Origin of the sequence: Mangrovibrevibacter kandeliae, assembly GCF_024519155.1 — a bacterium.
Taxonomy (GTDB): domain Bacteria; phylum Pseudomonadota; class Alphaproteobacteria; order Rhizobiales; family Rhizobiaceae; genus Mangrovibrevibacter; species Mangrovibrevibacter kandeliae.
This window is the reverse complement of sequence record NZ_JANIFJ010000005.1, coordinates 340,258-359,392: the sequence shown is the minus strand read 5'-3', so window position 1 is coordinate 359,392 and position 19,135 is coordinate 340,258. Positions and strand designations below refer to the sequence as shown.

22 protein-coding genes and 1 tRNA gene are annotated in these 19,135 nt (G+C 67.7%); 11 read left to right on the top strand and 12 right to left on the bottom strand.

From position 1 onward, the window contains the following. Positions 1 to 246: 246 nt before the first annotated feature. The 6 genes from NPA30_RS19685 to NPA30_RS15295 form a co-directional block, all read right to left on the bottom strand. The gene (locus NPA30_RS19685) at positions 247 to 366 is read right to left on the bottom strand and encodes an MFS transporter small subunit (protein WP_444875220.1); all 120 of its coding nucleotides are present in this window, start codon (positions 364 to 366) and stop codon (positions 247 to 249) included. A gap of 12 nt (positions 367 to 378) precedes the next feature. Further along, entirely contained in the window at positions 379 to 1,884 is a 1,506-nt protein-coding gene (locus tag NPA30_RS15315) for an L-lactate MFS transporter (protein ID WP_256803600.1), read from the bottom strand. A 275-nt stretch (positions 1,885 to 2,159) separates the two neighbouring features. Beyond that, a complete protein-coding gene (gene mdoH, locus NPA30_RS15310; protein WP_256803599.1) occupies positions 2,160 to 4,046 on the bottom strand; it encodes a glucans biosynthesis glucosyltransferase MdoH in 1,887 nt (628 codons plus the stop codon). A gap of 57 nt (positions 4,047 to 4,103) precedes the next feature. Continuing rightward, a complete protein-coding gene (locus NPA30_RS15305) occupies positions 4,104 to 4,466 on the bottom strand; it encodes a hypothetical protein (RefSeq protein WP_256803598.1) in 363 nt (120 codons plus the stop codon). After that, positions 4,463 to 6,052 (bottom strand): glucan biosynthesis protein, encoded by a 1,590-nt coding sequence (locus tag NPA30_RS15300; RefSeq protein ID WP_256803597.1) that lies wholly within the window; start codon positions 6,050 to 6,052, stop codon positions 4,463 to 4,465. Before NPA30_RS15300 ends, NPA30_RS15305 begins: the two co-directional genes overlap by 4 nt. A 128-nt stretch (positions 6,053 to 6,180) precedes the next feature. Then, positions 6,181 to 6,696 (bottom strand): MarR family winged helix-turn-helix transcriptional regulator, encoded by a 516-nt coding sequence (locus NPA30_RS15295; RefSeq protein ID WP_256803596.1) that lies wholly within the window; start codon positions 6,694 to 6,696, stop codon positions 6,181 to 6,183. A gap of 224 nt (positions 6,697 to 6,920) precedes the next feature. Here NPA30_RS15295 and NPA30_RS15290 point away from each other — a divergent pair, with 224 nt between their 5' ends. After that, positions 6,921 to 7,334, top strand: a complete 414-nt coding sequence (locus NPA30_RS15290) for a diacylglycerol kinase (RefSeq protein WP_256803595.1) — start codon at positions 6,921 to 6,923, stop codon at positions 7,332 to 7,334. Positions 7,335 to 7,338: 4 nt separating this feature from the next. Here the strand turns inward: NPA30_RS15290 and NPA30_RS15285 are convergent, their stop codons facing one another. The 4 genes from NPA30_RS15285 to NPA30_RS15270 form a co-directional block, all read right to left on the bottom strand. Continuing rightward, entirely contained in the window at positions 7,339 to 7,695 is a 357-nt protein-coding gene (locus NPA30_RS15285) for an antibiotic biosynthesis monooxygenase family protein (RefSeq protein WP_256803594.1), read from the bottom strand. A gap of 176 nt (positions 7,696 to 7,871) precedes the next feature. Beyond that, on the bottom strand, positions 7,872 to 8,534 hold the full coding sequence (locus NPA30_RS15280; RefSeq protein ID WP_256803593.1) for an outer membrane protein: 663 nt from the start codon (positions 8,532 to 8,534) through the stop codon (positions 7,872 to 7,874). Between the two features lie 218 nt (positions 8,535 to 8,752). Next, the gene (locus tag NPA30_RS15275) at positions 8,753 to 9,298 is read right to left on the bottom strand and encodes a fused DSP-PTPase phosphatase/NAD kinase-like protein (RefSeq protein WP_256803592.1); all 546 of its coding nucleotides are present in this window, start codon (positions 9,296 to 9,298) and stop codon (positions 8,753 to 8,755) included. A 189-nt stretch (positions 9,299 to 9,487) separates the two neighbouring features. Then, on the bottom strand, positions 9,488 to 9,922 hold the full coding sequence (locus NPA30_RS15270) for a PAN/Apple domain-containing protein (RefSeq protein WP_256803591.1): 435 nt from the start codon (positions 9,920 to 9,922) through the stop codon (positions 9,488 to 9,490). 143 nt (positions 9,923 to 10,065) lie between these two features. Between NPA30_RS15270 and NPA30_RS15265 the strand changes: the two genes are divergently transcribed. The 3 genes from NPA30_RS15265 to NPA30_RS15255 all read left to right on the top strand — a co-directional run bounded on the left by NPA30_RS15265 (position 10,066) and on the right by NPA30_RS15255 (position 11,731). Next, a complete protein-coding gene (locus NPA30_RS15265; RefSeq protein ID WP_256803590.1) occupies positions 10,066 to 10,635 on the top strand; it encodes a hypothetical protein in 570 nt (189 codons plus the stop codon). Next, the gene (locus tag NPA30_RS15260; RefSeq protein ID WP_256803589.1) at positions 10,632 to 10,883 is read left to right on the top strand and encodes a winged helix-turn-helix domain-containing protein; all 252 of its coding nucleotides are present in this window, start codon (positions 10,632 to 10,634) and stop codon (positions 10,881 to 10,883) included. Before NPA30_RS15265 ends, NPA30_RS15260 begins: the two co-directional genes overlap by 4 nt. A 218-nt stretch (positions 10,884 to 11,101) precedes the next feature. Continuing rightward, positions 11,102 to 11,731, top strand: coding sequence for a hypothetical protein (locus NPA30_RS15255; protein ID WP_256803588.1), 630 nt, complete (start codon positions 11,102 to 11,104; stop codon positions 11,729 to 11,731). Between the two features lie 376 nt (positions 11,732 to 12,107). On the opposite strand, the gene NPA30_RS15250 is transcribed toward NPA30_RS15255, so the two are convergent. Next, positions 12,108 to 12,197, bottom strand: a tRNA-Ser gene (locus NPA30_RS15250). Positions 12,198 to 12,510: 313 nt separating this feature from the next. Between NPA30_RS15250 and NPA30_RS15245 the strand changes: the two genes are divergently transcribed. From NPA30_RS15245 to NPA30_RS15235, 3 genes are all read left to right on the top strand, one after another. After that, positions 12,511 to 12,804 carry a hypothetical protein gene (locus NPA30_RS15245; protein WP_256803587.1) on the top strand — a complete coding sequence of 98 codons (294 nt, stop codon included), beginning with the start codon at positions 12,511 to 12,513 and terminating at the stop codon, positions 12,802 to 12,804. A 36-nt stretch (positions 12,805 to 12,840) separates the two neighbouring features. Beyond that, positions 12,841 to 13,512 carry a peptide-methionine (S)-S-oxide reductase MsrA gene (msrA, locus tag NPA30_RS15240; RefSeq protein ID WP_256803586.1) on the top strand — a complete coding sequence of 224 codons (672 nt, stop codon included), beginning with the start codon at positions 12,841 to 12,843 and terminating at the stop codon, positions 13,510 to 13,512. Positions 13,513 to 13,675: 163 nt separating this feature from the next. Further along, positions 13,676 to 14,680, top strand: a complete 1,005-nt coding sequence (locus NPA30_RS15235; RefSeq protein WP_256803585.1) for a BMP family lipoprotein — start codon at positions 13,676 to 13,678, stop codon at positions 14,678 to 14,680. 50 nt (positions 14,681 to 14,730) lie between these two features. Here NPA30_RS15235 and NPA30_RS15230 read toward each other — a convergent pair whose 3' ends face one another. Then, positions 14,731 to 14,937: a SlyX family protein gene (locus NPA30_RS15230; RefSeq protein WP_256803584.1), complete on the bottom strand. Its 207-nt coding sequence runs from the start codon at positions 14,935 to 14,937 to the stop codon at positions 14,731 to 14,733. A gap of 115 nt (positions 14,938 to 15,052) precedes the next feature. Between NPA30_RS15230 and NPA30_RS15225 the strand changes: the two genes are divergently transcribed. From NPA30_RS15225 to NPA30_RS15210, 4 genes are read left to right on the top strand one after another with little or no spacing between them, the layout of a single operon-like run. Further along, on the top strand, positions 15,053 to 16,585 hold the full coding sequence (locus tag NPA30_RS15225) for an ABC transporter ATP-binding protein (protein ID WP_256803583.1): 1,533 nt from the start codon (positions 15,053 to 15,055) through the stop codon (positions 16,583 to 16,585). Then, entirely contained in the window at positions 16,582 to 17,034 is a 453-nt protein-coding gene (locus NPA30_RS15220; protein ID WP_256803582.1) for a VOC family protein, read from the top strand. The genes NPA30_RS15225 and NPA30_RS15220 overlap by 4 nt, the downstream gene beginning before the upstream one ends. After that, complete coding sequence (locus NPA30_RS15215) at positions 17,031 to 18,167, top strand: ABC transporter permease (protein ID WP_256803581.1); 1,137 nt, start codon at positions 17,031 to 17,033, stop codon at positions 18,165 to 18,167. The genes NPA30_RS15220 and NPA30_RS15215 overlap by 4 nt, the downstream gene beginning before the upstream one ends. Beyond that, positions 18,167 to 19,135, top strand: a complete 969-nt coding sequence (locus NPA30_RS15210; protein ID WP_256803580.1) for an ABC transporter permease — start codon at positions 18,167 to 18,169, stop codon at positions 19,133 to 19,135. The genes NPA30_RS15215 and NPA30_RS15210 overlap by 1 nt, the downstream gene beginning before the upstream one ends.

The following is a 19,135-nucleotide window of genomic DNA, read 5'->3' as shown; positions in this document are numbered from 1 at the left end:
CCCGCCCGGCGGCCAAACCCGCGGCAGCGTCCGCGCCGCGCCCGGTGGCACAGCTGAAGACGGTCGGCACCGGTGGCGCCGCCCGCAAGCCGGCCGCCGCCGAGGACGGCTGGGAAGAGTTCTGAGCGCGCCGAGGGCGAGGCTGGAGCGGTCGCTCAATGCGATCGCTCCCGTAGCGCATGGCATGAATGAAAACGGGCGGCCCGATGGCCGCCCGTTCGCATTTCAGCACTTGGCGTTGCGCCGTTACTGGAACAGCGCCAGCGCATTGCCGATCGTCGTCACCATTCCCCACAGGAGGGGAATGCCGACGAAGGCCCAGGCGAGCCAGATCTTGGCAGGGTTGGTCGTCGTTTCGGTTGCCATTGTCGATCCTCCTCAGGCACGTGCGGTGCGGATGGGCTGACCGGCCGTGCCGCCGGGCGCCGTATCGGTGACGGCCTTCATGTGATGCTTGCTGTCGACCGGCCGCATCAGGAAGTTGAGGACGAAGCCGACGGCGAGCAGGGCCGCCATGATGTACATCGTGACGGTGTAGGCGTCGGCCTTGGAGACGCCGCTGTCGAGCTGGTACTGGCGGATGTAGTTCACGAGCACCGGGCCGACGATGCCCGCCGCCGACCAGGCCGTCAGCAGACGGCCGTGGATGGCGCCGACGAACTGGGTGCCGAAAACGTCCTTGAGGTAGGCCGGGATCGTCGCGAAGCCGCCGCCATACATCGACAGGATGATGCCGTAGAACAGGACGAACAGGACGATGGACCCCATCGAGCCGGTGGTGGGCACGGCGGCATAGAGCGCGATGCCGAGCAGGAAGAAGATCATGTAGGTGGTCTTCCGCCCGATATAGTCCGAGGTCGAGGCCCAGAAGAACCGGCCGAGCATGTTGAACAGGCTCAGCAGACCGACGAAGCCCGCTGCCGCGGCCGCCGTGACGCCGCCGGTGACGAGGCCGTCCGCACCGGTGACCGGCGGGAACATCTCCTGGATCATCAGCGACGCCTGCCCGAGAACGCCGATGCCGGCGGTCACGTTCAGGAACAGGACGCCCCACAGCAGCCAGAACTGCGGCGTCCTCAACGCCTCGTCGACATGGACGTTGGCGGTGGTCACCATGCCCCTCGACGTGGTCGGAGCGACATAGCCCTCCGGCGCCCAGCCCGGCGGCGGCACGCGCACGATGGTTGCGCCGACCATCATGTAGATGAAGTAGACGACACCGAGCACCACGAAGGCGCCGGCGACGCCCTGGATCATCACGGTGCTGCCGTCCGCTGCCGGCGTCGCGAAGAGCTTCATCAGATAGACCGAGAGCGGCGAGGCGATGAAGGCGCCGCCGCCGAAGCCCATGATCGCCATGCCGGTCGCCATGCCCGGCCGATCCGGGAACCAGCTCATCAGCGTCTTCACCGGCGAGATGTAGCCGAGGCCGAGGCCGCAGCCGCCGAGGACGCCGTAGCCGAGATAGACCAGCCACAGCTGATGGGACCAGACGCCGAGCGCCGCGACGATGAACCCGCCGCCGAACAGGGCCGCGGCCGTCGCCATCGTCTTGCGCGGGCCGACCTTCTCCACCCAGGCGCCACCGAAGGCTGCGGCCAGTCCCAGGAAGAGGATGGCGATGGAGAAGATCCAGCCGAGCGTGGCGATCGACCAGTCGTCGGCGCCGGGCACCAGGGTCGGTGTGCCGCCCTCCGGCGTCTGGACGACGCCGTGCAGCAGGCTCAGCGGCTTGTTGAAGACGCTGAAGGCATAGACCTGGCCAATGCACAGGTGCACGCACAGCGCCGCCGGCGGCACCATCCAGCGGTTGAATCCGGGCTTGGCGACGGTGCGGCTGCGCGACAGCCAGCCCCCACCGTTCGCTTCTTTGATTGTAGACATGGAACTCCTCCCCTCAGCAAGGCTCGCGAACTATTACAGCAAGACTGGAGGAGAGCAACGGGCCGCATTGCCTGCGCCGCGACATAGCTGTGGGCCGTTTTGCTTGGCGCGCACTGATCTTAGCGAACGGCGGTGGCGATCGATGTGGACGCGTTCGCCCCAAATGCATGGCCGGGCCGTCGGAAGGGCGGATGCGGGGCGCGAACCGCCGACGCGGGGCGCGAACCGCCGACGCGCGGCGAGAACCGGAGGGCGCGGCGGCGAGCGCTCGCCTCTCAGTTGATCGAGACGCCGGCAGGGCGGACGGGCACCGCGGCCGGCACGGGCTCGGCCGCCGCCTGGACGGTCGCGTCGATCTTCTCGACCAGACGGCGCCGCCAGGCTTCCGCAGAACGGATCACCGGCTCCGGCTGCAGCTCGAACGGCGTCAGGAAGATGCCCCAGCGCCGGAGCGCGTCGCCGAGCGCGGGATCTCCAGAGAGGCTGATCAGGAAGGGCGAGACCACCAGCGGCACCGCGATCGGCAGCGTCCACGGCACGAGGTTCGGCGCATAGAAGGAGGTCGCGGCAAGGAGTGCCGCACCCGCGATCACCATCCACCAGCTGCTCGAGAAGGCCGCGCCGAGCGGCAGCGCGCCGTCCTCGCGATCGGTCGCCGGCCAGCCGCTGTCCGCACCGATGAGGATTTCCGCGACGGCCTTGGACTGGAACATCATCATGATCGGCGCCAGGATGCTGGTCAGGACGAGCTCGACCGTGGCTCCAGCGAGTAGCGCAGCCGCCCCGCCGAAGCGGGCGCTGTGCCGCCCGGAGGCGGTCGAGAAGGCGATCAGCGTCTTGGGGAGCAGCAGGAGCAGGAAGATCGCGAGCAGGAGCAGCAGCGCCTTGCCGGTCTCGGGCTGCGGGAACACCGGGAACAGCGTGTCGCCGGGGAAGTAGTTCGGCTCCGGTGCGAGGATCGGGTCGAGCAGGCTGACGATGAGGAACAGGAGCCAGATCGGCGAGGCCGCGTAGGCCATGATGCCGTTGATCAGCGAGATGCGGCTCCAGAGCTTCAGGCCCGGCGCCCGGAGCAGCCGGCTGTGCTGCAGGTTGCCCTGGCACCAGCGGCGGTCGCGCTTGGCATACTCGATGACGTTGGTCGGCGCCTCCTCGTAGGAGCCGCGCAGATCGGTGTCGACGCGCACCTTGTAGCCGCCGCGCGCCAGCAAGGCGGCCTCGACATAGTCGTGGCTGAGGATGTGGCCGCCAAAGGGCGCCTTGCCCGGCAGGTCGGGAAGGCCGCAGCAGGCGGCGAAGGCGCGGGTGCGGATGATCGCGTTGTGGCCCCAGAACGGGCCCTCCTTCCCCTGCAGGTAGGCGATGCCGCGCGAGAAGATCGGCGAGTAGAGAGCGGCCGAAAACTGCAGCGCCCGCCCGAACAGGGTCCGACGGCCGATGATCAGCGGCTGCGTCTGGAGCAGCGCGAGCTCTTCGTCCCGGTCCATGCGCAGCACCATCTCGACCATCGTCTCGGGGCGCATCAGGCTGTCGGCGTCGAGCACCAGCATGTACTCGTAAGCGCCCCCGCTGTTGGTGACGAAGTCGGCGATGTTGCCGGCCTTCCGTCCGATGTTCTTGGTGCGGTTGCGATAATAGAGATGGTGGCCGGCCTCGATGTCCGCTGCGAGGAGGAACGTCGCCCGCCGCTCCTCCTCGACGCATTCGGCGCGGGTGGAGTCGCTGAGGACGTGGACGTCGAAGCGGTCGAGCCACGCGATCGCCCGCAACCCTTCGATCATCGCTGCGACACGCGCGAATACCGCCACGGCGTCTTCGTTGTAGACAGGAACGAGGATCGCCGTGCGGCTCATGCCGCGCCGCGCGTCGGGCTGCGCCTCGATCACCGGCCGGGGCGTCGGGATCATCCCGCCGATGGCCGTCATGAAGCCCCAGGCCAGCCAGAGGCAGCAGACAACCAAGAGCGCGATCTGGATGACGTGCAGCCAGGTCATGCCGTTGGCCGTGATGACGGTCCCGAACAGGATGCCGGCTGCGATGGCCATGACGAAGGCCGTGAGAGCGAACAGGGACCGGCGCAGGATGATCATGAGCACCCGATACGAAACGACCGAAGGACGGAGCGCCCGGCGCCCCGTCCTTCGATCCTGTTGGTCATGCAAGGATGCAGGCTGAACCGCACCCTTGGCCGCACTGCGAAAGGAACCGGAAGGTCCGGTTCAGCCGCGGCGGAGCGCAAAGCGTACGGCCGGGACGGCTCGAGGCTCGGCGTCGCGGCGAACGACCTGCTGCGGCATCGCGAGGCGGCTCTTGGGGGCAGGTAGCACCAGACGTCGGAGCATCGCGCGCGCGGCGCCGTTGCCAGCGCGGGCGAGCCGCAGGACCGCCTGCGCGTCCGCCGGATTGCGGCGATCGAACGCGAGCCTGTCGGCGAGTGCGGCGAGCACCGCTTCGTCGTCGAGTTCGGGACGGCCCACCAGCATGCCCGCGGTGGGCAAATCCTGGTCGTCGAGGGACGCCGGCATCGACCGGGTGGCCTTGCGCATCGAAGTCGGGATCTGAACTGCGGCTTCGGAGATCATAGGGTGCCCGTCCACTGATAGAGCCATGTTTCGCTGATAATGCGTTGCAGCATGATAAGTTTCGCTCGGATTTCAACGGGCCCGGATTGAACCCGTTCCACCTCGATCGACAGTCGCCACCCGCCGTTCGGGAGTCGGTCGGCCGTCGCGTGCAGGAGTCTGCCGCCCTCCGCGACGTCGATCATGTGATCGATCTCGCTGCCCGGCGGCAGGGCCGCGGCCAGCCCGCCCTCGAAATCGATCGCAAAACGGCGGTTGGGACTGGTGTCGTCGGCCGAGTTGCCGCCCATCCCGCCGAAGGTGCCGGCGACGGTTGCGAGGCTCGTCTGCGGATCGATATCGAGGCCCCAGCGCATCCTGTAGCGGAACTCGTACTGACTGCCGGCCTTGGGACGCTCGTCCGGCACCCAGAACGCGACGATGTTGTCGTTCGCTTCCGAATTGGTCGGAATTTCGACGAGCTGCACGACGCCCCGACCCCAGTTGCCGAGGGGCTCGATCATCAGCGACGGACGCAGGTCGTACCGCGCCTCGATGTCCTCGTAGTGGCTGAAGTCGCGGTCGCGCTGCAGGAGGCCGAAGGCCTTCGGCGAGGTTTCCGTGAAGTAGGAGAGGGCGAGGCTCTCGGGATTGCGGAGCGGTCGCCACAGCCATTCGCCGGTGGAGCGCCGCAGGGCCAGGCCGTCGCTGTCGTGCACCTCCGGCCGGAAGTCGTCGCGATCGGCGTGCTCGTTCTCGCCGAAGAAGAACATCGAGGTCAGGGGCGCCACACCGAGCCGCTCGACCTCGTTGCGGAAGTAGATGCGCGCCGTCACCTCGATGACCGTCTGGGGGCCGGGTCGCAGCACAAAGGCATAGGCGCCGGTGAGGCTCGGGCTGTCGAGCTCTGCGAAGAGGCGGATCTCCTCGTCGCCCGGGCTGGGCTTGACGACATAGAAGGTGCTGAAGCGCGGAAACTCCTCCTGCACCGAGGTCGCCGTGTTGATGGCCAGACCCCGTGCCGACAGGCCGTACCGGTTGCCGGTGGCCAGTGCACGAAAATAGCTCGCGCCGAGGAAGGTGACGAGTTCGTCGAACCAGTTCGGCCGCTCCAGCGGATACTGGAGCCGGAAACCGGCGACGCCCGGGAGTTGCACGCCCTCGAACGCTGTGGGATCGAGCGGTGCGAGATACTCGAAATCACCGGGGGTGAAGTTCAGCGGCTGGAAGGCCTTGCCGTCGCCGACATAGATGCGGGTCGTCTGGCGGTAGTAGGAGCCCGGATAGAACGCCTGGATCTGGAAGTTGAGCGGATCGCTCCGCCACACCGCGTGGTCCTCGCGGAAGCGGATGAGCCGGTACTGATCGTAGCTGAGATCGGAGAGGAGCTGCGGCAGCGTGCCGGGCTCGACATACGGCACCGTCGCGCGCTGGCGCATCGCCGCGCTCAGCGTGTCGAAGCTGAAGTTCTGCAGATCGATCCCCGCGGACGGCGGTGCCGGCGGCGGTGTCTGCGCGTCAGCCCTGTCCCTGAAGATGGTTGCAAGGGCAGTGCCGAGGCCCAGCCGGAGAACGGTACGACGGGAGGAAACGGAAGACGCGATCACCGATCAGGAACTCTTACAGACGCCGCGGACGTGTTAGCACATGCAGCACCGCACGAACAGCGCGTCGGCGCTGTGGCGATGCTTTTTTACCAATGGTTAATAATTGGGCGCCGCGTCGACGCTCGTCGTCAACGCAGGCGTCGCAGCTTGCCGCTCAGCAGCTGGTCGGCCTGCTCAAGCGCCGACGATATCGTCGAAAGATCCTCTTCGCTCAGCGAGTTTCCGAGTTCGATCTCAAGCCGGTTCCAGATCGCGGTGACCGCGTGCTTGGCGCGTTCACCCGCCGGCGTCAGCATCACCATCGTGCGACGGGCGTCCCGGCTGTTGGCGGCGCGGATCACCAGCTGCTTCTCGATCAGCCGGTCGAGCATCTTCGAGACCGTCGACGGTCGGACCGACAACTGGTCGGCCAAGGCCGACACGCTGACGGGCTCGCCGGGCTCCAGCCGGTTGAGCAGCTGATCCTGGCCCGGATGGAGATCGATCTCGGCCAGGAGCAGCGTGAGGAAGGCCCGCGTGGACTTTGCGATCGAGAGCAGCGACGTCACCAGGCGCATGTCGGTTCCGCCCGTCGATGGAATATCCATCACCTCGGCGTCCGCGGTGATCGGCGCTTCTTCAACCATGCACTGCTTCTCGCGCATGAGGGCAATCCTTCGCTCTCGCTCCCCGCGTGGAGCGGATGGCCGCATCGCCGCCGCCATGACATCGCGTGTAACGGCAAGAGTGTGACAGGTGTTCCCGGGACATTGGTCGAACTCGCGCGCATCGGCTCTCTGAATGGTTGTAGGAGGGTCGCTTCTCTTTGCCAGTGAATCGCGTAAGAGCGAGCGCGGATGCAGCGTCGAGCCGGCGGGGGTGAAGAAGAATGGCGGATATCCGGGCGATCTGCGCGATCGGCATGAGCGGCCAGCTCGGGCTGCACGGCGTGCTGCCGTGGGAGGGGCGGCCGGAGCGGCCCTTCGTGGAGGATGTCGAGCGATTTTTCGACATCACGCGGGGTCACGTCCTCGTCGCCGGGCCAAAGACGATCGCCGCCGTTCCCGAGTTCGCGGCGCGCGACCGCACCCTCGTCACCATCCGCTCCTCGGACGATCCGCAGGAGGTGCTGGCCCGTTTTGCCGATCGCGTCGTCTATATCGGGGGCGGGCCGCGCGTCTGGGACGTCTATGCCGGCTTCATCCGGCACTGGGACATCAACCGCGTGCCCTATGACGGTGAAGCCGACACCTGGTTCGACCCGGCATGGCTCCTCGCCGGAGGCAAGGCGCCGCGACCATGACCGATCAGGCCGGCTGCGCCCCGGAGGGCGTAGAGCCGGAGGGGCCTCGGCCGGCGATCGTCTGGATCGCCTCGAACCCCTCGAACTCGGGATGCCCGAGATAATTCGGCGTGTGCGCGCCGGCCGTGCGGTGGGCGAGGCGGAAGGCCTCCGACCTCGTCCACGCCTCGAACGCACCGCGTGACGCCCACACGGTGTGGGATGCATAGAGGACGTGGTCTGCCGCCTGCGGGCCGCGCAACAGGTGGAACTCGAGGAAGCCCGGCACCGCGCCGAGATGGGAGTCGCGCTCGCGCCACACGGCCTCGAAGGCCTCTTCCGACCCGAGCCGCACCTTGAAGCGGTTCATTGCGATGAACATCGCGTCTCTCCCTCTGTTCGTAGCGTCCGCTCCCGACCGTCGAGCCGCCGACGCTCGCCGTGCTGCCCGGAAGATGCGGCCGGGGCCGCGCGGCGGCAAGCCACAGGAAGGCGCATGGCTGCGCATACGGAAACGGCGGCCTTGGCCGCCGTTCGAGCCGTCGGCCGAAGTGGCGACTACTTGAAGAGGTCGAAGCTGACGCTGACGCCGCCGACGATCTGGTTGGTGAACAGGTCGGTCTCGAGCGAACCGCCGCCCGCCAGGTCGACGTCGTTGTGGGTGTAGGTCAGCTTGTACTCGCCGAACACCGAGAAGTACTGGTTGAAGGCATAGTCGACGCCGGCGAGCGCCTGCACGGCCGGGCCGGCGACCTGATACTCGAAGGTGCGCGGGCCGCCCGCTTCCTGATATTCGACGTGCGGCACCGAGAGGCCGAGGCCGAGGCCGACATACGGCGTCAGCGCGGCGTCGGGATTCCAGCGATAGAGCGCGTTTGCGGTGACGAGGTTGAGGCCGTCGGTGAACTCGAAGGTGGTGACGCCCGCCGGCTTCGGATCTGCGATCACCTTGGCATGCGAGTAGTCGATCGCGATGCCCCAGTTCGGCTTGCCCCAGCCGCTGAGCCAGTAGGTGCCGCGCACGCCCCAGTACGGGGGATCGCCGAAGGAATCGCCGTCCCAGCTGATGGTCTTGCTGTATGAGGAGGGACCGTTGTCGACGTCGACATTGCTGTCGAAGGTGAAGTTGTAGCCGCCATAGGCGGAGATCGTGTACTCGGCGCTGGCGCTGCCCGCCGTCGCAACCAGCATGGCCGCAGCCAAAAGAAGCTTCGAAACCATTCGTCGTCCCCACTTCCACGCCCGCGCCCGACCATGGCCTGCGAGTCGCAACCCCACCCTTGAGCGCTTACTGAAGTTTGCCGCGACGGGCTATGGCAAAGCGGCAACAAGCGGCCATGAAGCGCCTGCGCACAAGGCATCCGCGCACGCTGCGCCGATTCCGCCGCAGCGCTGGCGGCGGCCTGCGGCGTCGGTCGCCGCGGGACGGTTCGGAGCCCTCAGCGCTGCACGATCCGCAGGGCATTGCTCTCAGCGGGGGAACGCCTGGCCGCCATCGCGTCGGCGAAGACGACGAGCGCCTTGTCCATCGCACCCGTGGTGCTCGTCAGCCAGGGAAAGTGGCCGAAATAGAACGACAGCTGCTCCTGGGCTTCGGCCAAGGGCTGGCCGGCGACGGCGAGTTCGTAGATCCCGGCCGCGAGCCCCGCACGGTCAGAGCCCGCCTTGCAGTGCACCAGGACCGGACCGCGCGCGTTGCGCAGCACCGCCGCGATCTCCTGCATGGTCGAGACCGGAGGCACGTTGTTCGCCGAGAGGTGGAAGTTGAAGAAGTCCACGCCGTTGCGGGCCGCCACCGCGCGCTCGCCCTTCAACCAGTCGCTGCCCTCGCCGCCGCGCAGGTTGACGATGGTGCGGATCCCCTTCTCGCGCACCAGCGCCTCGAGCTGGTCCGCGCGCAGCGTGCCGGAGCGGTACAGCCGGCCGTCGGCATCGACGGCATGAACGTTGCCCACCATCTGGAGATAGGCGGCGTAGCCTCCCATCGGAGCGGCAACGCCTGCGCACAGGCACAGGACTGCGAGTAACGCCCAGCGAACCATGCGCATGCTTCTTCCCCTCGCAGACGCCCCGAGAAGCGCTAGCAAGCAGAGCCAAGAAAAGCAACGCGACAATGGCGTTCTTCACGAGTCCGCAGGTCGCTCAGCCGGAGGACAGACGCCCGTGGCGGTGATTCAGCGCAGGTCGATGCTTTGCGGCGCGTAGGTCATTGCAGCCTTCACGCCGCTGGTTGTCCCTTGCAGCGGTCGCGACGCTTCCACCACACCTTTCAACCAGCACTCCTTTTTGCGGGCCACGAAGGTGAAGGCGGCACACCGTGCGTCGTTGATGCATGCCAGCCGGCAATCGGAGGGCGTGCGGGCCTGCGCCTGCGGTCTGCGCGAGAGATCCCCGCCGGGAAAGTCGATGTCGTGATAAAGGCTCTGGGTCGGATCGATCGCCCCGAAGCTGAAGGTCTGCGGCGCCGGGTCGCCTCGCCGCAGGAGCAGGCCAGACAGCGCGAAACCGCTGCCGTCGAGCTGGCCGCGACTGGACTTGAGAACGTTTTTCCAGGAGCTTGAATTCGTCGAAGAGTTCTTTGCCTGGATCGGCGCCGAGCCAAGTGACACAGTGCTCTTCGAGGAGGTCGCCGCCTACCACTTCTGCCTGCCGCTGCGGACGGCCGGCGGCCGATTGATCACCGCATGAGAGACGGCCACGCGGAGCGCCCTTCGTGGGGTCGTCATGAGCAAACACGAAGTGAGCGTATCCGATGCGTCCCGTCGAAGAACAGTCCGACCAGGAACTGAAGAACATCATCGCCAACCATCGCCGGCGGGAGCGAACCGGCGAGTCGGTTTATCTCGCGGCGCTCGCGGAGGAGGCCCGGCGCAAGGGCAACGGCCTCGACTTCGGAAAAACCTTTGCGCTGGTGCGCAAGGCGGCGGCCGCGAACCGCTTCCTCGGCTACAAGGAACTCGCCGACGAGAGTGGCGCCGACTGGTCAAAGGTCCACTACAGCGTCAACGGCCATCTCGGCAAGCTGATGGAATACGCCCATCGTCGCGGCTGGCCGCTGCTTCCCGCCGTCGTCGTCAACAAGAAGAACGTCGAGACCGGCGAAATGGAGCCCTCAATGCTGAAGGGCTTCGTTACTGCGGCGAAAGCGCTCGGCTATTCCGTCATCGACGAGGAAGCCTTCCTGCGCGAGCAGCAGCGCCGGGTCTTCGCCTGGGCGGCGTCGCTCTTGCCGGAGAGTCCGTCGACACAGCTACCGGCCGATGCGTCGCTTCCGAGGACCGCGAGCCGTTGGTCCGAAGCCGGGGGAGAAACGCTCGCATGAGAGGCGCCGCACCCTCGCAGGACTACCGCCAATGGGTGGAGCATGCGCTGCGGGCTCTCGGCCCGTCCACTCCAGCCGCCGTCTACAAGTGGATCCGCAACAACGAGCCGGTACCAGCAGCGGATCTTTCCGGATCCACGGCCGATGGCGAGAACCTGTTCGAGAAGAACGTCCGCTGGGCCCGCTTCCAGCTGGCGAAAGAAGGCGCCATTGTTGGTCCGAAGCGCGGCATCTGGGCATTGAAGTGACGGGCGCGTCCTACAACGGCTACGGCTGGGCCGACCGCACGGCGATCACGACGGCCTACAGGCGCGGCGATGCCGGGCCGGGCTTCACCTTTGCCGGCAAGCCCTGCGGTCTCTGCGGCGATCCCGAGCGCCCCGCGGGTGAGTGGCATTCCGAAGACTACTCGCGTCCGCACAGCTTCGTCGCTCCGCAGAGCTACCCGATCTGCAAGGCCTGCCACTTGCGCCTGCACAAAAGGTTCAACCGGCCGGCGGCGGAGTGGGAGCTGTTCTGCCGCCATGTCGATGCCGGCGGCTACGGACGCGAATTCGCGGTGTTCTACCCGCTGCCACAGCGCGACGCCCTGTGCCGCAGAATTGCCGATGGGCAGCCGGTGGAGCTTTCGCGTCCCCGCGATCGGCCGCCGGACCCCGCCTGGTGGCGGAGCCTGACGCTCGATCCCGAATCACTGGAGGCTCCGTGGGCACGGCCGAGACCGCTTCGCCCACGGCCCGATGCGGAGGCCTATCGCCACGCCATCGCAGCCGCCGCGCCGACCGAGATTGAGCGCCGCATCCTGTGCTTCCATGCCGCTGCGCCCCGCCGCACCGTCACGATGCGCGATGTCGCGCGGGAAATTCTGGAAAAGTCCGATCCTCGGGCCGCCAATCTCGCCTATGGCCGGCTGGCCCGGCGCATCGGCGAGAGGCTCAACTTTGAGCCGGACCGACGCGACGACGGCAGCTTCTTCTGGATGAGCGTCATCGCGGAAGGCTGGCAGCCTCCGAATTCCAGTCGCCAGCGAAGGGAATATGAGCTGGTTCTGATCCCTGTCCTGGCGGAGCTGTTCGCAAGTTGCTGCGCGAACTGACCATCCACCACGGCATCTGAACCGTGGACGCGAAAACTTAAATTGGCTGCGCTATGGCTCGTCGGCGTCGGAGCAACCGGAGGCGGGCCTTACCCTTTGAGGCTTTGAACTTCCGGGTGCAGACGGCCGGCCAAGTGCGGCGGCCAAAATCCTTACCAAGGGCAGTTACTATCGCGATTAACCGCCTGTTGTCGCGCATCCGCTGCTGTCAAAGGGCCGAAACCGGACTCGGAACGGCGACCGCCCCAAGAATTCGACGTGAAGCGCGGGAATTCGAAGTTCAAAGCGCCAACTGCTGGCACGCCGGGAGAGGTACGTCGGGGTCCGCTGGGTACGGCCGGGAAGGCGCAAATCTCTATAATTCAACGAGCGGGGATGGCGGAGAGAGAGGGATTCGAACCCTCGATACGGTTTCCCGTATACACGCGTTCCAGGCGTGCGCCTTCAACCACTCGGCCACCTCTCCATGCCGCCGCGCACGGCGCCCGCAGGCGCGCACCCGTCGCCCTGTGGTGAGGGGCGAGTCGGCGGCGCGGACTATAGCCGGAAGCGTCTGTCGTTCAAGCGGCTTTCGCGTCCGGTCCCTGTGGGGCCGCCGTTCCGGCGCCGGACGGCTCGACCAGCCGTCGCGCCGGCGAATGCTTTCTCCCGGGAGCGAGGTGGTCACATCTCGGCGAAGCCGTTGCCTCGGGGAGGCCGAGCCGCCACATTGGGCGCGGTGGCGCGGCACGGCGGGTGAACCGGGCCGCCGGATCACGCAAGGACCCTTCGGAGGAGTGATGCTGTCCTTTCTCACACGCCTGGTCGGCGGGCTGCTGCTGGCCGCGGCGGTGGTGTTCGCCATCGGCGACATCGCCCGCTCGCTCACCGGCACGACGATCGAGCTCCAGACGCTCGGCGACGCGGCGGCGGCGTTCGGCCTTGCCGTGCCGCACGGATCGGAAAGCCTCGTCGGCGCCGCCTGGGTCACCGCTGCGCCGTGGCCGGCCTCCGTCAGCCTGGCGGTCGCCGCCTTCGTGTTTCTTCTCGTCGGCCAGACTGGCGCGCGGCCCCGCCGCCGCCTGGTGCGCTGAGCGCCGGACCGACGCCAACTCGACAAGGAGTTCGATATGTACGTCCTCGACATGTTCAGCCGGAAGTCGAAGCTGCCCGCGCCCGGCGAGGCCCTGCCGGGCCGGCCCGAGCCGATCGAGACGGCCGATGCGCACTTCGTCTCCGGCCGGCCGCTCAAGGGCCCGTTCCCGGAGGGGCTGGAGTCGGCGATGTTCGGCCTCGGCTGCTTCTGGGGTGCCGAGCGCGCCCTCTGGCAGGCGCCGGGCGTCTATGTCACCGCGGTCGGCTATGCCGGCGGGCAGACCCCGAACCCGACCTATCAGGAGGTCTGCACCGGCATGACCGGGCACAACGAGGTGGTGCTCGTGGTGTTCGATCCGAAGGCGACGAGCTACGAGGCGCTGCTGAAGCTGTTCTTCGAGAGCCACAATCCGACGCAGGGAATGCGCCAGGGCAACGACGTCGGCACGCAGTACCGCTCCGGCGTCTACGTCTTCGGCGAGGACCAGCGGCGCGCGGCCGAGGCGGCGAAGGCAGCCTATCAGACGGCGCTCGGCGAGGCCGGCCACCGTGCGCCGATCACCACCGAGATCGTCGACGCGCCGACCTTCTACTACGCCGAGCCCTATCACCAGCAGTATCTCGCCAAGAACCCGAGCGGCTACTGCGGCCTCGGGGGCACCGGCGTGTCCTGCCCGGTAGGTCTGGGGGTCGCTTCGGCCGCCTGATCTGTCGCAGCGCGACAGATTTGTGATGAACTTGGGCGCCGGTCGTGCTTGTCTGCTGGACGGCACGGCCGGCGCTTGCATTTCAAGGGAGCGACGGTCCGGCATCGCCTCGTCCGCAGTCGTGCGGCAGGCGCTTTCCATCCTTCATGGGGATCGACGCGATATGAAACAGTTCCTGGCCGGGCTCCTGGCCGCCACCGTCCTGTCCGTCGGCGCCGCCGGCACGGCGACGGCGGCCGACATCAAGCCGGCGATCATCTACGATCTCGGCGGCAAGTTCGACAAATCCTTCAACGAGGCCGCCTATGAGGGCGCAGAACGCTTCAAGAAGGACACGGGGACCGAGTATCGCGACTTCGAGATCCAGAGCGACGCCCAGCGCGAACAGGCGCTTCGCCGCTTCGCCCGCGCCGGCAACAGCCCGATCATCGCGATGAGCTTCGCCCAGGCGACGGCGCTGGAGAAGGTCGCCAAGGACTTCCCCGACATCAAGTTCGCCATCATCGATTCGGTCGTCGACCTGCCGAACGTGCGCTCCATCACCTTCAAGGAGGAGGAGGGCTCCTATCTCGTCGGCATCCTCGCGGCGATGAAGTCCGAGACCGGCAAGGTCGGCTTCGTCGGCGGCATGGACATCCCGCTGATCCGCAAGTTCTCCTGCGGCTACAAGGGCGGCGTGAAGTCGGTGAAGGCCGACGACACCGTGTTCGAGAACATGACCGGCACGACGGGCGCCGCCTGGAACGATCCGGTGCGCGGCGGCGAGCTCGCCAAGGCGCAGCTCGATCAGGGCGCGGACGTCGTCTTCCATGCGGCCGGCGGCACCGGCATCGGCGTGCTGCAGGCGGTGGCGGATGCCGGCAAGTACGGCATCGGCGTCGATTCGAACCAGAACGGCCTGCATCCCGGCCACGTCCTGACCTCGATGGTCAAGCGCGTCGACAATGCCGTCTACCAGGCCTTCGAGGACGCCAAGAACGACAAGTGGACCAACGGCACCGTCGTCCTCGGCCTCAAGGAGGACGGCGTCGGCTATGCGATGGACGAGAACAACGCCGATCTCGTCACCGACGCGATGAAGGCGGCGGCCGACAAGGCGAAGGCCGACATCATCGCCGGTACGCTTCAGGTGCACGACTTCTCGACCGACTCGACCTGCCCGTACTGAGGCGGGCGCATCGACATGGGGCTGCCGGCTCGAAGGCCGGCGGTCCTCTGTCAGTAGTGCGGCGGCTTGGTGATCTCCGGCCGCGGCATCGCGACCTCCTCGAGCGTAAGGAAGCGCTCGCCGAGCTCGCGCAGCGCCCGCTCCATCCGGTCGACGACGCGTCCCTGCCGGCGGACCTCCTCCGACAGCTCCTCGGCGACCCGGGTCTGGTGGGCGAGCGCGATCTCGAGTTCGGTGATGCGGTCGCTGTCGGTCATGGCGGCTCTCCGTCGGGCGATACGCTCCGGCCGCGGCGCGGCAGCGTGAGCAGTGGCAATCCTCGGCGCCTGCATTAAGCTTCCCGTCCGGCGTGGCAAGAAAGAAGACCTCCGCATGGCCGACCCGGCGATCGAACTGATCGGTATCGACAAGCGCTTCGGGGCGGTGCACGCCAACAAGGACATCCATCTCACCGTCGAGAAGGGCACGATCCACGGCATCGTCGGCGAGAACGGCGCCGGCAAGTCGACCATGATGTCGATCCTCTACGGCTTCTACCAGGCCGATGGCGGCGAGATCCGGGTCGGCGGCAAGCGCGTCGAGATCACCGATCCAAACGCGGCGATCGCGGCCGGCATCGGCATGGTCCACCAGCACTTCATGCTCGTGCACAACATGAGCGTCGTCGAGAACGTGATGCTCGGCGCCGAGCAATCGCCGCTCCTCAATGCGGGCATCGGCAAGGTGCGGCGCGAGCTGAAGCGGCTGGAGGACGAGCACGGCCTCGAGGTCGATCCGGATGCGCTGATCGAGGACCTGCCGGTCGGGCTGCAGCAGCGCGTGGAGATCCTGAAGGCGCTCTATCGCGGCGCCGACATCCTGATCCTCGACGAGCCGACCGGCGTGCTGACGCCGGCCGAGGCGGGGCACCTCTTCGAGGTGCTGATGCAGCTGCGCGACGAGGGCAAGACGATCGTCCTCATCACCCACAAGCTGCGCGAGATCATGGCCGTCACCGACGCCGTCTCGGTGATGCGCCGCGGCGAGATCGTCGCCACCCGCCGCACGGCCGAGACGACCGTCGGCGAGCTCGCCGAGCTGATGGTCGGGCGCCGCGTCCTGCTGCAGGTCGACAAGGAGGCGGCGGCGCCCGGGGCGGTGACGCTGTCGGTGAAGAACCTGACGGTCGAGGACATCCGCGGCTACCGGGCCGTCGATGCGGTTTCGCTCGACGTGCGGGCGGGCGAGATCGTCGGGATCGCGGGGGTGGCCGGCAACGGCCAGTCGGAGCTGCTCGAGGCGCTTTCGGGTCTCCGGACCGCGACGGCCGGGACGATGCGTCTTGCCGGGCGCGACTTCGACCTGACGGCGGAGACCGACCCCGCGGCGCTGCGCCGGCTCGGTCTTGCCCACGTGCCGGAGGACCGGCACCACATGGGCCTCGTTCTGCCCTTCGAGGAGAACGAGAACGGGGTGCTCGGCTATCAGCGCGAGGCGCGCTACAGCCGCGGCCCGCTGCTCGACCGCGACGCGATGCGCCGCGACGCGCAGGCCAAGATAGCCGACTACGACATCCGTCCGCCGGACTGCAGGCTGAAGACCGCGAACTTTTCCGGCGGCAACCAGCAGAAGATCGTCCTCGCGCGCGAGATGGAGCGCGATCCCGACATCCTCCTGATCGGGCAGCCGACACGCGGGGTCGACGTCGGCGCGATCGAGTTCATCCACCGCCGGATCGTCGCCATGCGCGACGCCGGCAAGGCGATCCTGCTCGTTTCGGTGGAGCTTGACGAAATCCGTGCGCTGTCCGATCGCATCCTGGTGATGTTCGCCGGGCGGATCGTCGGCGAGCGGCCGCCGACGGCGAGCGAGGCGGAACTCGGCCTCCTGATGGCCGGCATCGAGGATCGGGAGGCGGCGGAGTGAAGGACGCGCGCGTCACGCTGGTGACACTGGCTTCGGACGACCTGGAGCGGTCGGCCGGGTTCTATGCGGCGCTCGGCTGGGTGCGCACGCCGGCCGGCAACGACACGGTGATCTTCATGCAGGGCGAGGGGATCGTCCTGTCGATCTTCGGGCGCGACGACTTCGTCAAGGACGTGGGGGTGTCGTTCGAAGGCGGCTGTCCGTTCCCGTCGATCGCGCTGGCGCTGAACCTTGCCAGCGAAGCGGATGTCGACCGCTTGTTCGATGCGGCGGTGGCGGCCGGCGGTGCGCCGGTGAAGCGGCCGGAGCCGACCTTCTGGGGCGGGTATTCCGGCTACGTGTCCGACCTCGACGGGCATTTGTGGGAGCTCGCCCACAATCCGTTCTTCCCGCTCGACGAGCGCGGGCATCTCGACCTCCTGACGCCGGCGAGCGGTTCCGACGCATGAGCCGGCCCTATGCCAAGCTGCCGGCCTGGATCGACTTCGGCCTGATCCCGCTCCTCAACCTCGTCATCGCCTTCGCGGTCGCCGGCCTCGTGGTGCTGATGGTGGGGGAAAGCCCGATCGCTGCGGCCCGGCTGATGCTGCAGGGCGCCTTCGGCTACGGCGAGGGCTTCGGCTTCACGCTCTACTACACCACCAACTTCATCTTCACCGGGCTCGCGGTCGCCGTCGCCTTCCATGCCGGGCTGTTCAACATCGGCGGGGAGGGACAGGCCTATGTCGGCGGGCTCGGCGTCGGCCTCGTGTCGCTCGTGCTCGACCGGCTGGTGCCCTGGTGGGTGACGCTGCCCTTCGCCATCCTCGGCGGCTTCCTCTTCGGCGCGCTGTGGGCGCTGATCCCGGCCTGGCTCCAGGCGCGGCGCGGCAGCCACATCGTGATCACCACGATCATGTTCAACTTCATCGCCGCCAGCCTGATGGTCTACCTGCTCGTCGGCCCGCTGAAGCCGGTCGGCTCGATGAACCCGCAGTCGCGCACCTTAGAGGCGGGTGCGCAGCTGCCGAAGCTCGACGGGCTCTTCGCCGCCTTCGGCGCCGATCTCGGCGGCGCGCCGCTCAACATCACGCTGTTCCTGGCCCTGATCGCGGCCTTCCTCGTCTGGCTGCTGATCTTCCGCACCCGGCTCGGCTACGAGCTGCGCACGCTCGGCTTTTCACCGCCGGCCGCGCGCTATGCGGGCATGTCGCAGACCCGCCTCATCGTGATCGCCATGACGATCTCCGGCGGCCTCGCGGGCCTCATGGCGCTGAACCCGGTGATCGGCGACCAGTACCGCGTGCAGATCGACCTTGCCGCCGGAGCCGGCTTCGTCGGCATCGCCGTCGCGCTGATGGGCCGGGCGCATCCGGCCGGCATCATTCCGGCCGCGCTCCTGTTCGGTGTCCTCTACCAGGGCGGCGCCGAGCTCGCTTTCGAGATGCCCTCGATCTCGCGCGACATGATCGTCATCATCCAGGGGCTCGTGATCCTGTTCGCCGGCGCGCTCGAAAACATGCTGCGCCCGGCGGTCGGCGGCGCCTATCGGCGCCTGCGGCTGCCGGCGACGCAGACGCTGCCCGTCGAGGAGGCGACCTGATGGAGCTCGCCAACATCCTCGCAATCGTCGACTCGGCCATCCGGCTTTCGACGCCGCTCCTCTATGCCGCGCTCGCCGGCCTCTATTCGGAGCGCTCCGGCATCTTCGACATCAGCCTCGAGGGCAAGATGCTGCTCGCGGCCTTCGCGTCCGGCGTCGTCGCCGCGCTCAGCGGCTCGGCCGTGGTCGGCCTCCTGGCGGGCGTCATGGCGGCCATCGGCTTCTCGCTGGTGCACGGCCTCGCCTCGATCACCTATCGCGGCAACCAGATCGTCTCCGGCGTCGCGCTCAACTTCATCGCCGCCGGCATCACGGTGATCCTCGGCGATGCCTGGTTCAAGCAGGGCGGGCGCACCCCGCAGCTCGACGGCGCGGCGCGGTTCGGCGACGTCGTGCTGCCCGGCGCGCACGCGCTCGCGCCGATCCCCGTGATCGGGCCGATCTATGCCGAGGTCATCTCCGGCCAGAACGTCCTTGTCTACGTCGCCTTCCTGATGGTGCCGCTGACTTGGTGGGTGTTGTTCCGCACCCGCTTCGGCCTGCGCCTGCGCGCGGTCGGCGAGAACCCGGCAGCGGTCGACACCGCCGGCATCTCGGTCAGCTGGCTGCGTTACCGCGCGGTGATCATCTGCGGCGTCCTCACCGGTCTCGCCGGCACCTATCTGGCGGTGGCGCAGGCCGCCGGCTTCAACCGCGACATGACCGCCGGCAAGGGCTACATCGCGCTCGCCGCGCTGATCTTCGCCAAGTGGCGGCCGGTGCCGGTGATGTTCGCCTGCCTCCTCTTCGGCCTGCTCGACGCCATCTCGATCCGCATCCAGGGCGTATCGCTGCCGGGCGTCGGCGAAATTTCGGTGCAGTTCGTGCAGGCGCTGCCCTATGTGTTGACCGTGGTGCTGCTGGCGGGCTTCGTCGGCAAGGCGATTCCGCCGCGTGCCGGCGGCGTCCCCTACGTGAAGGAGCGGTAG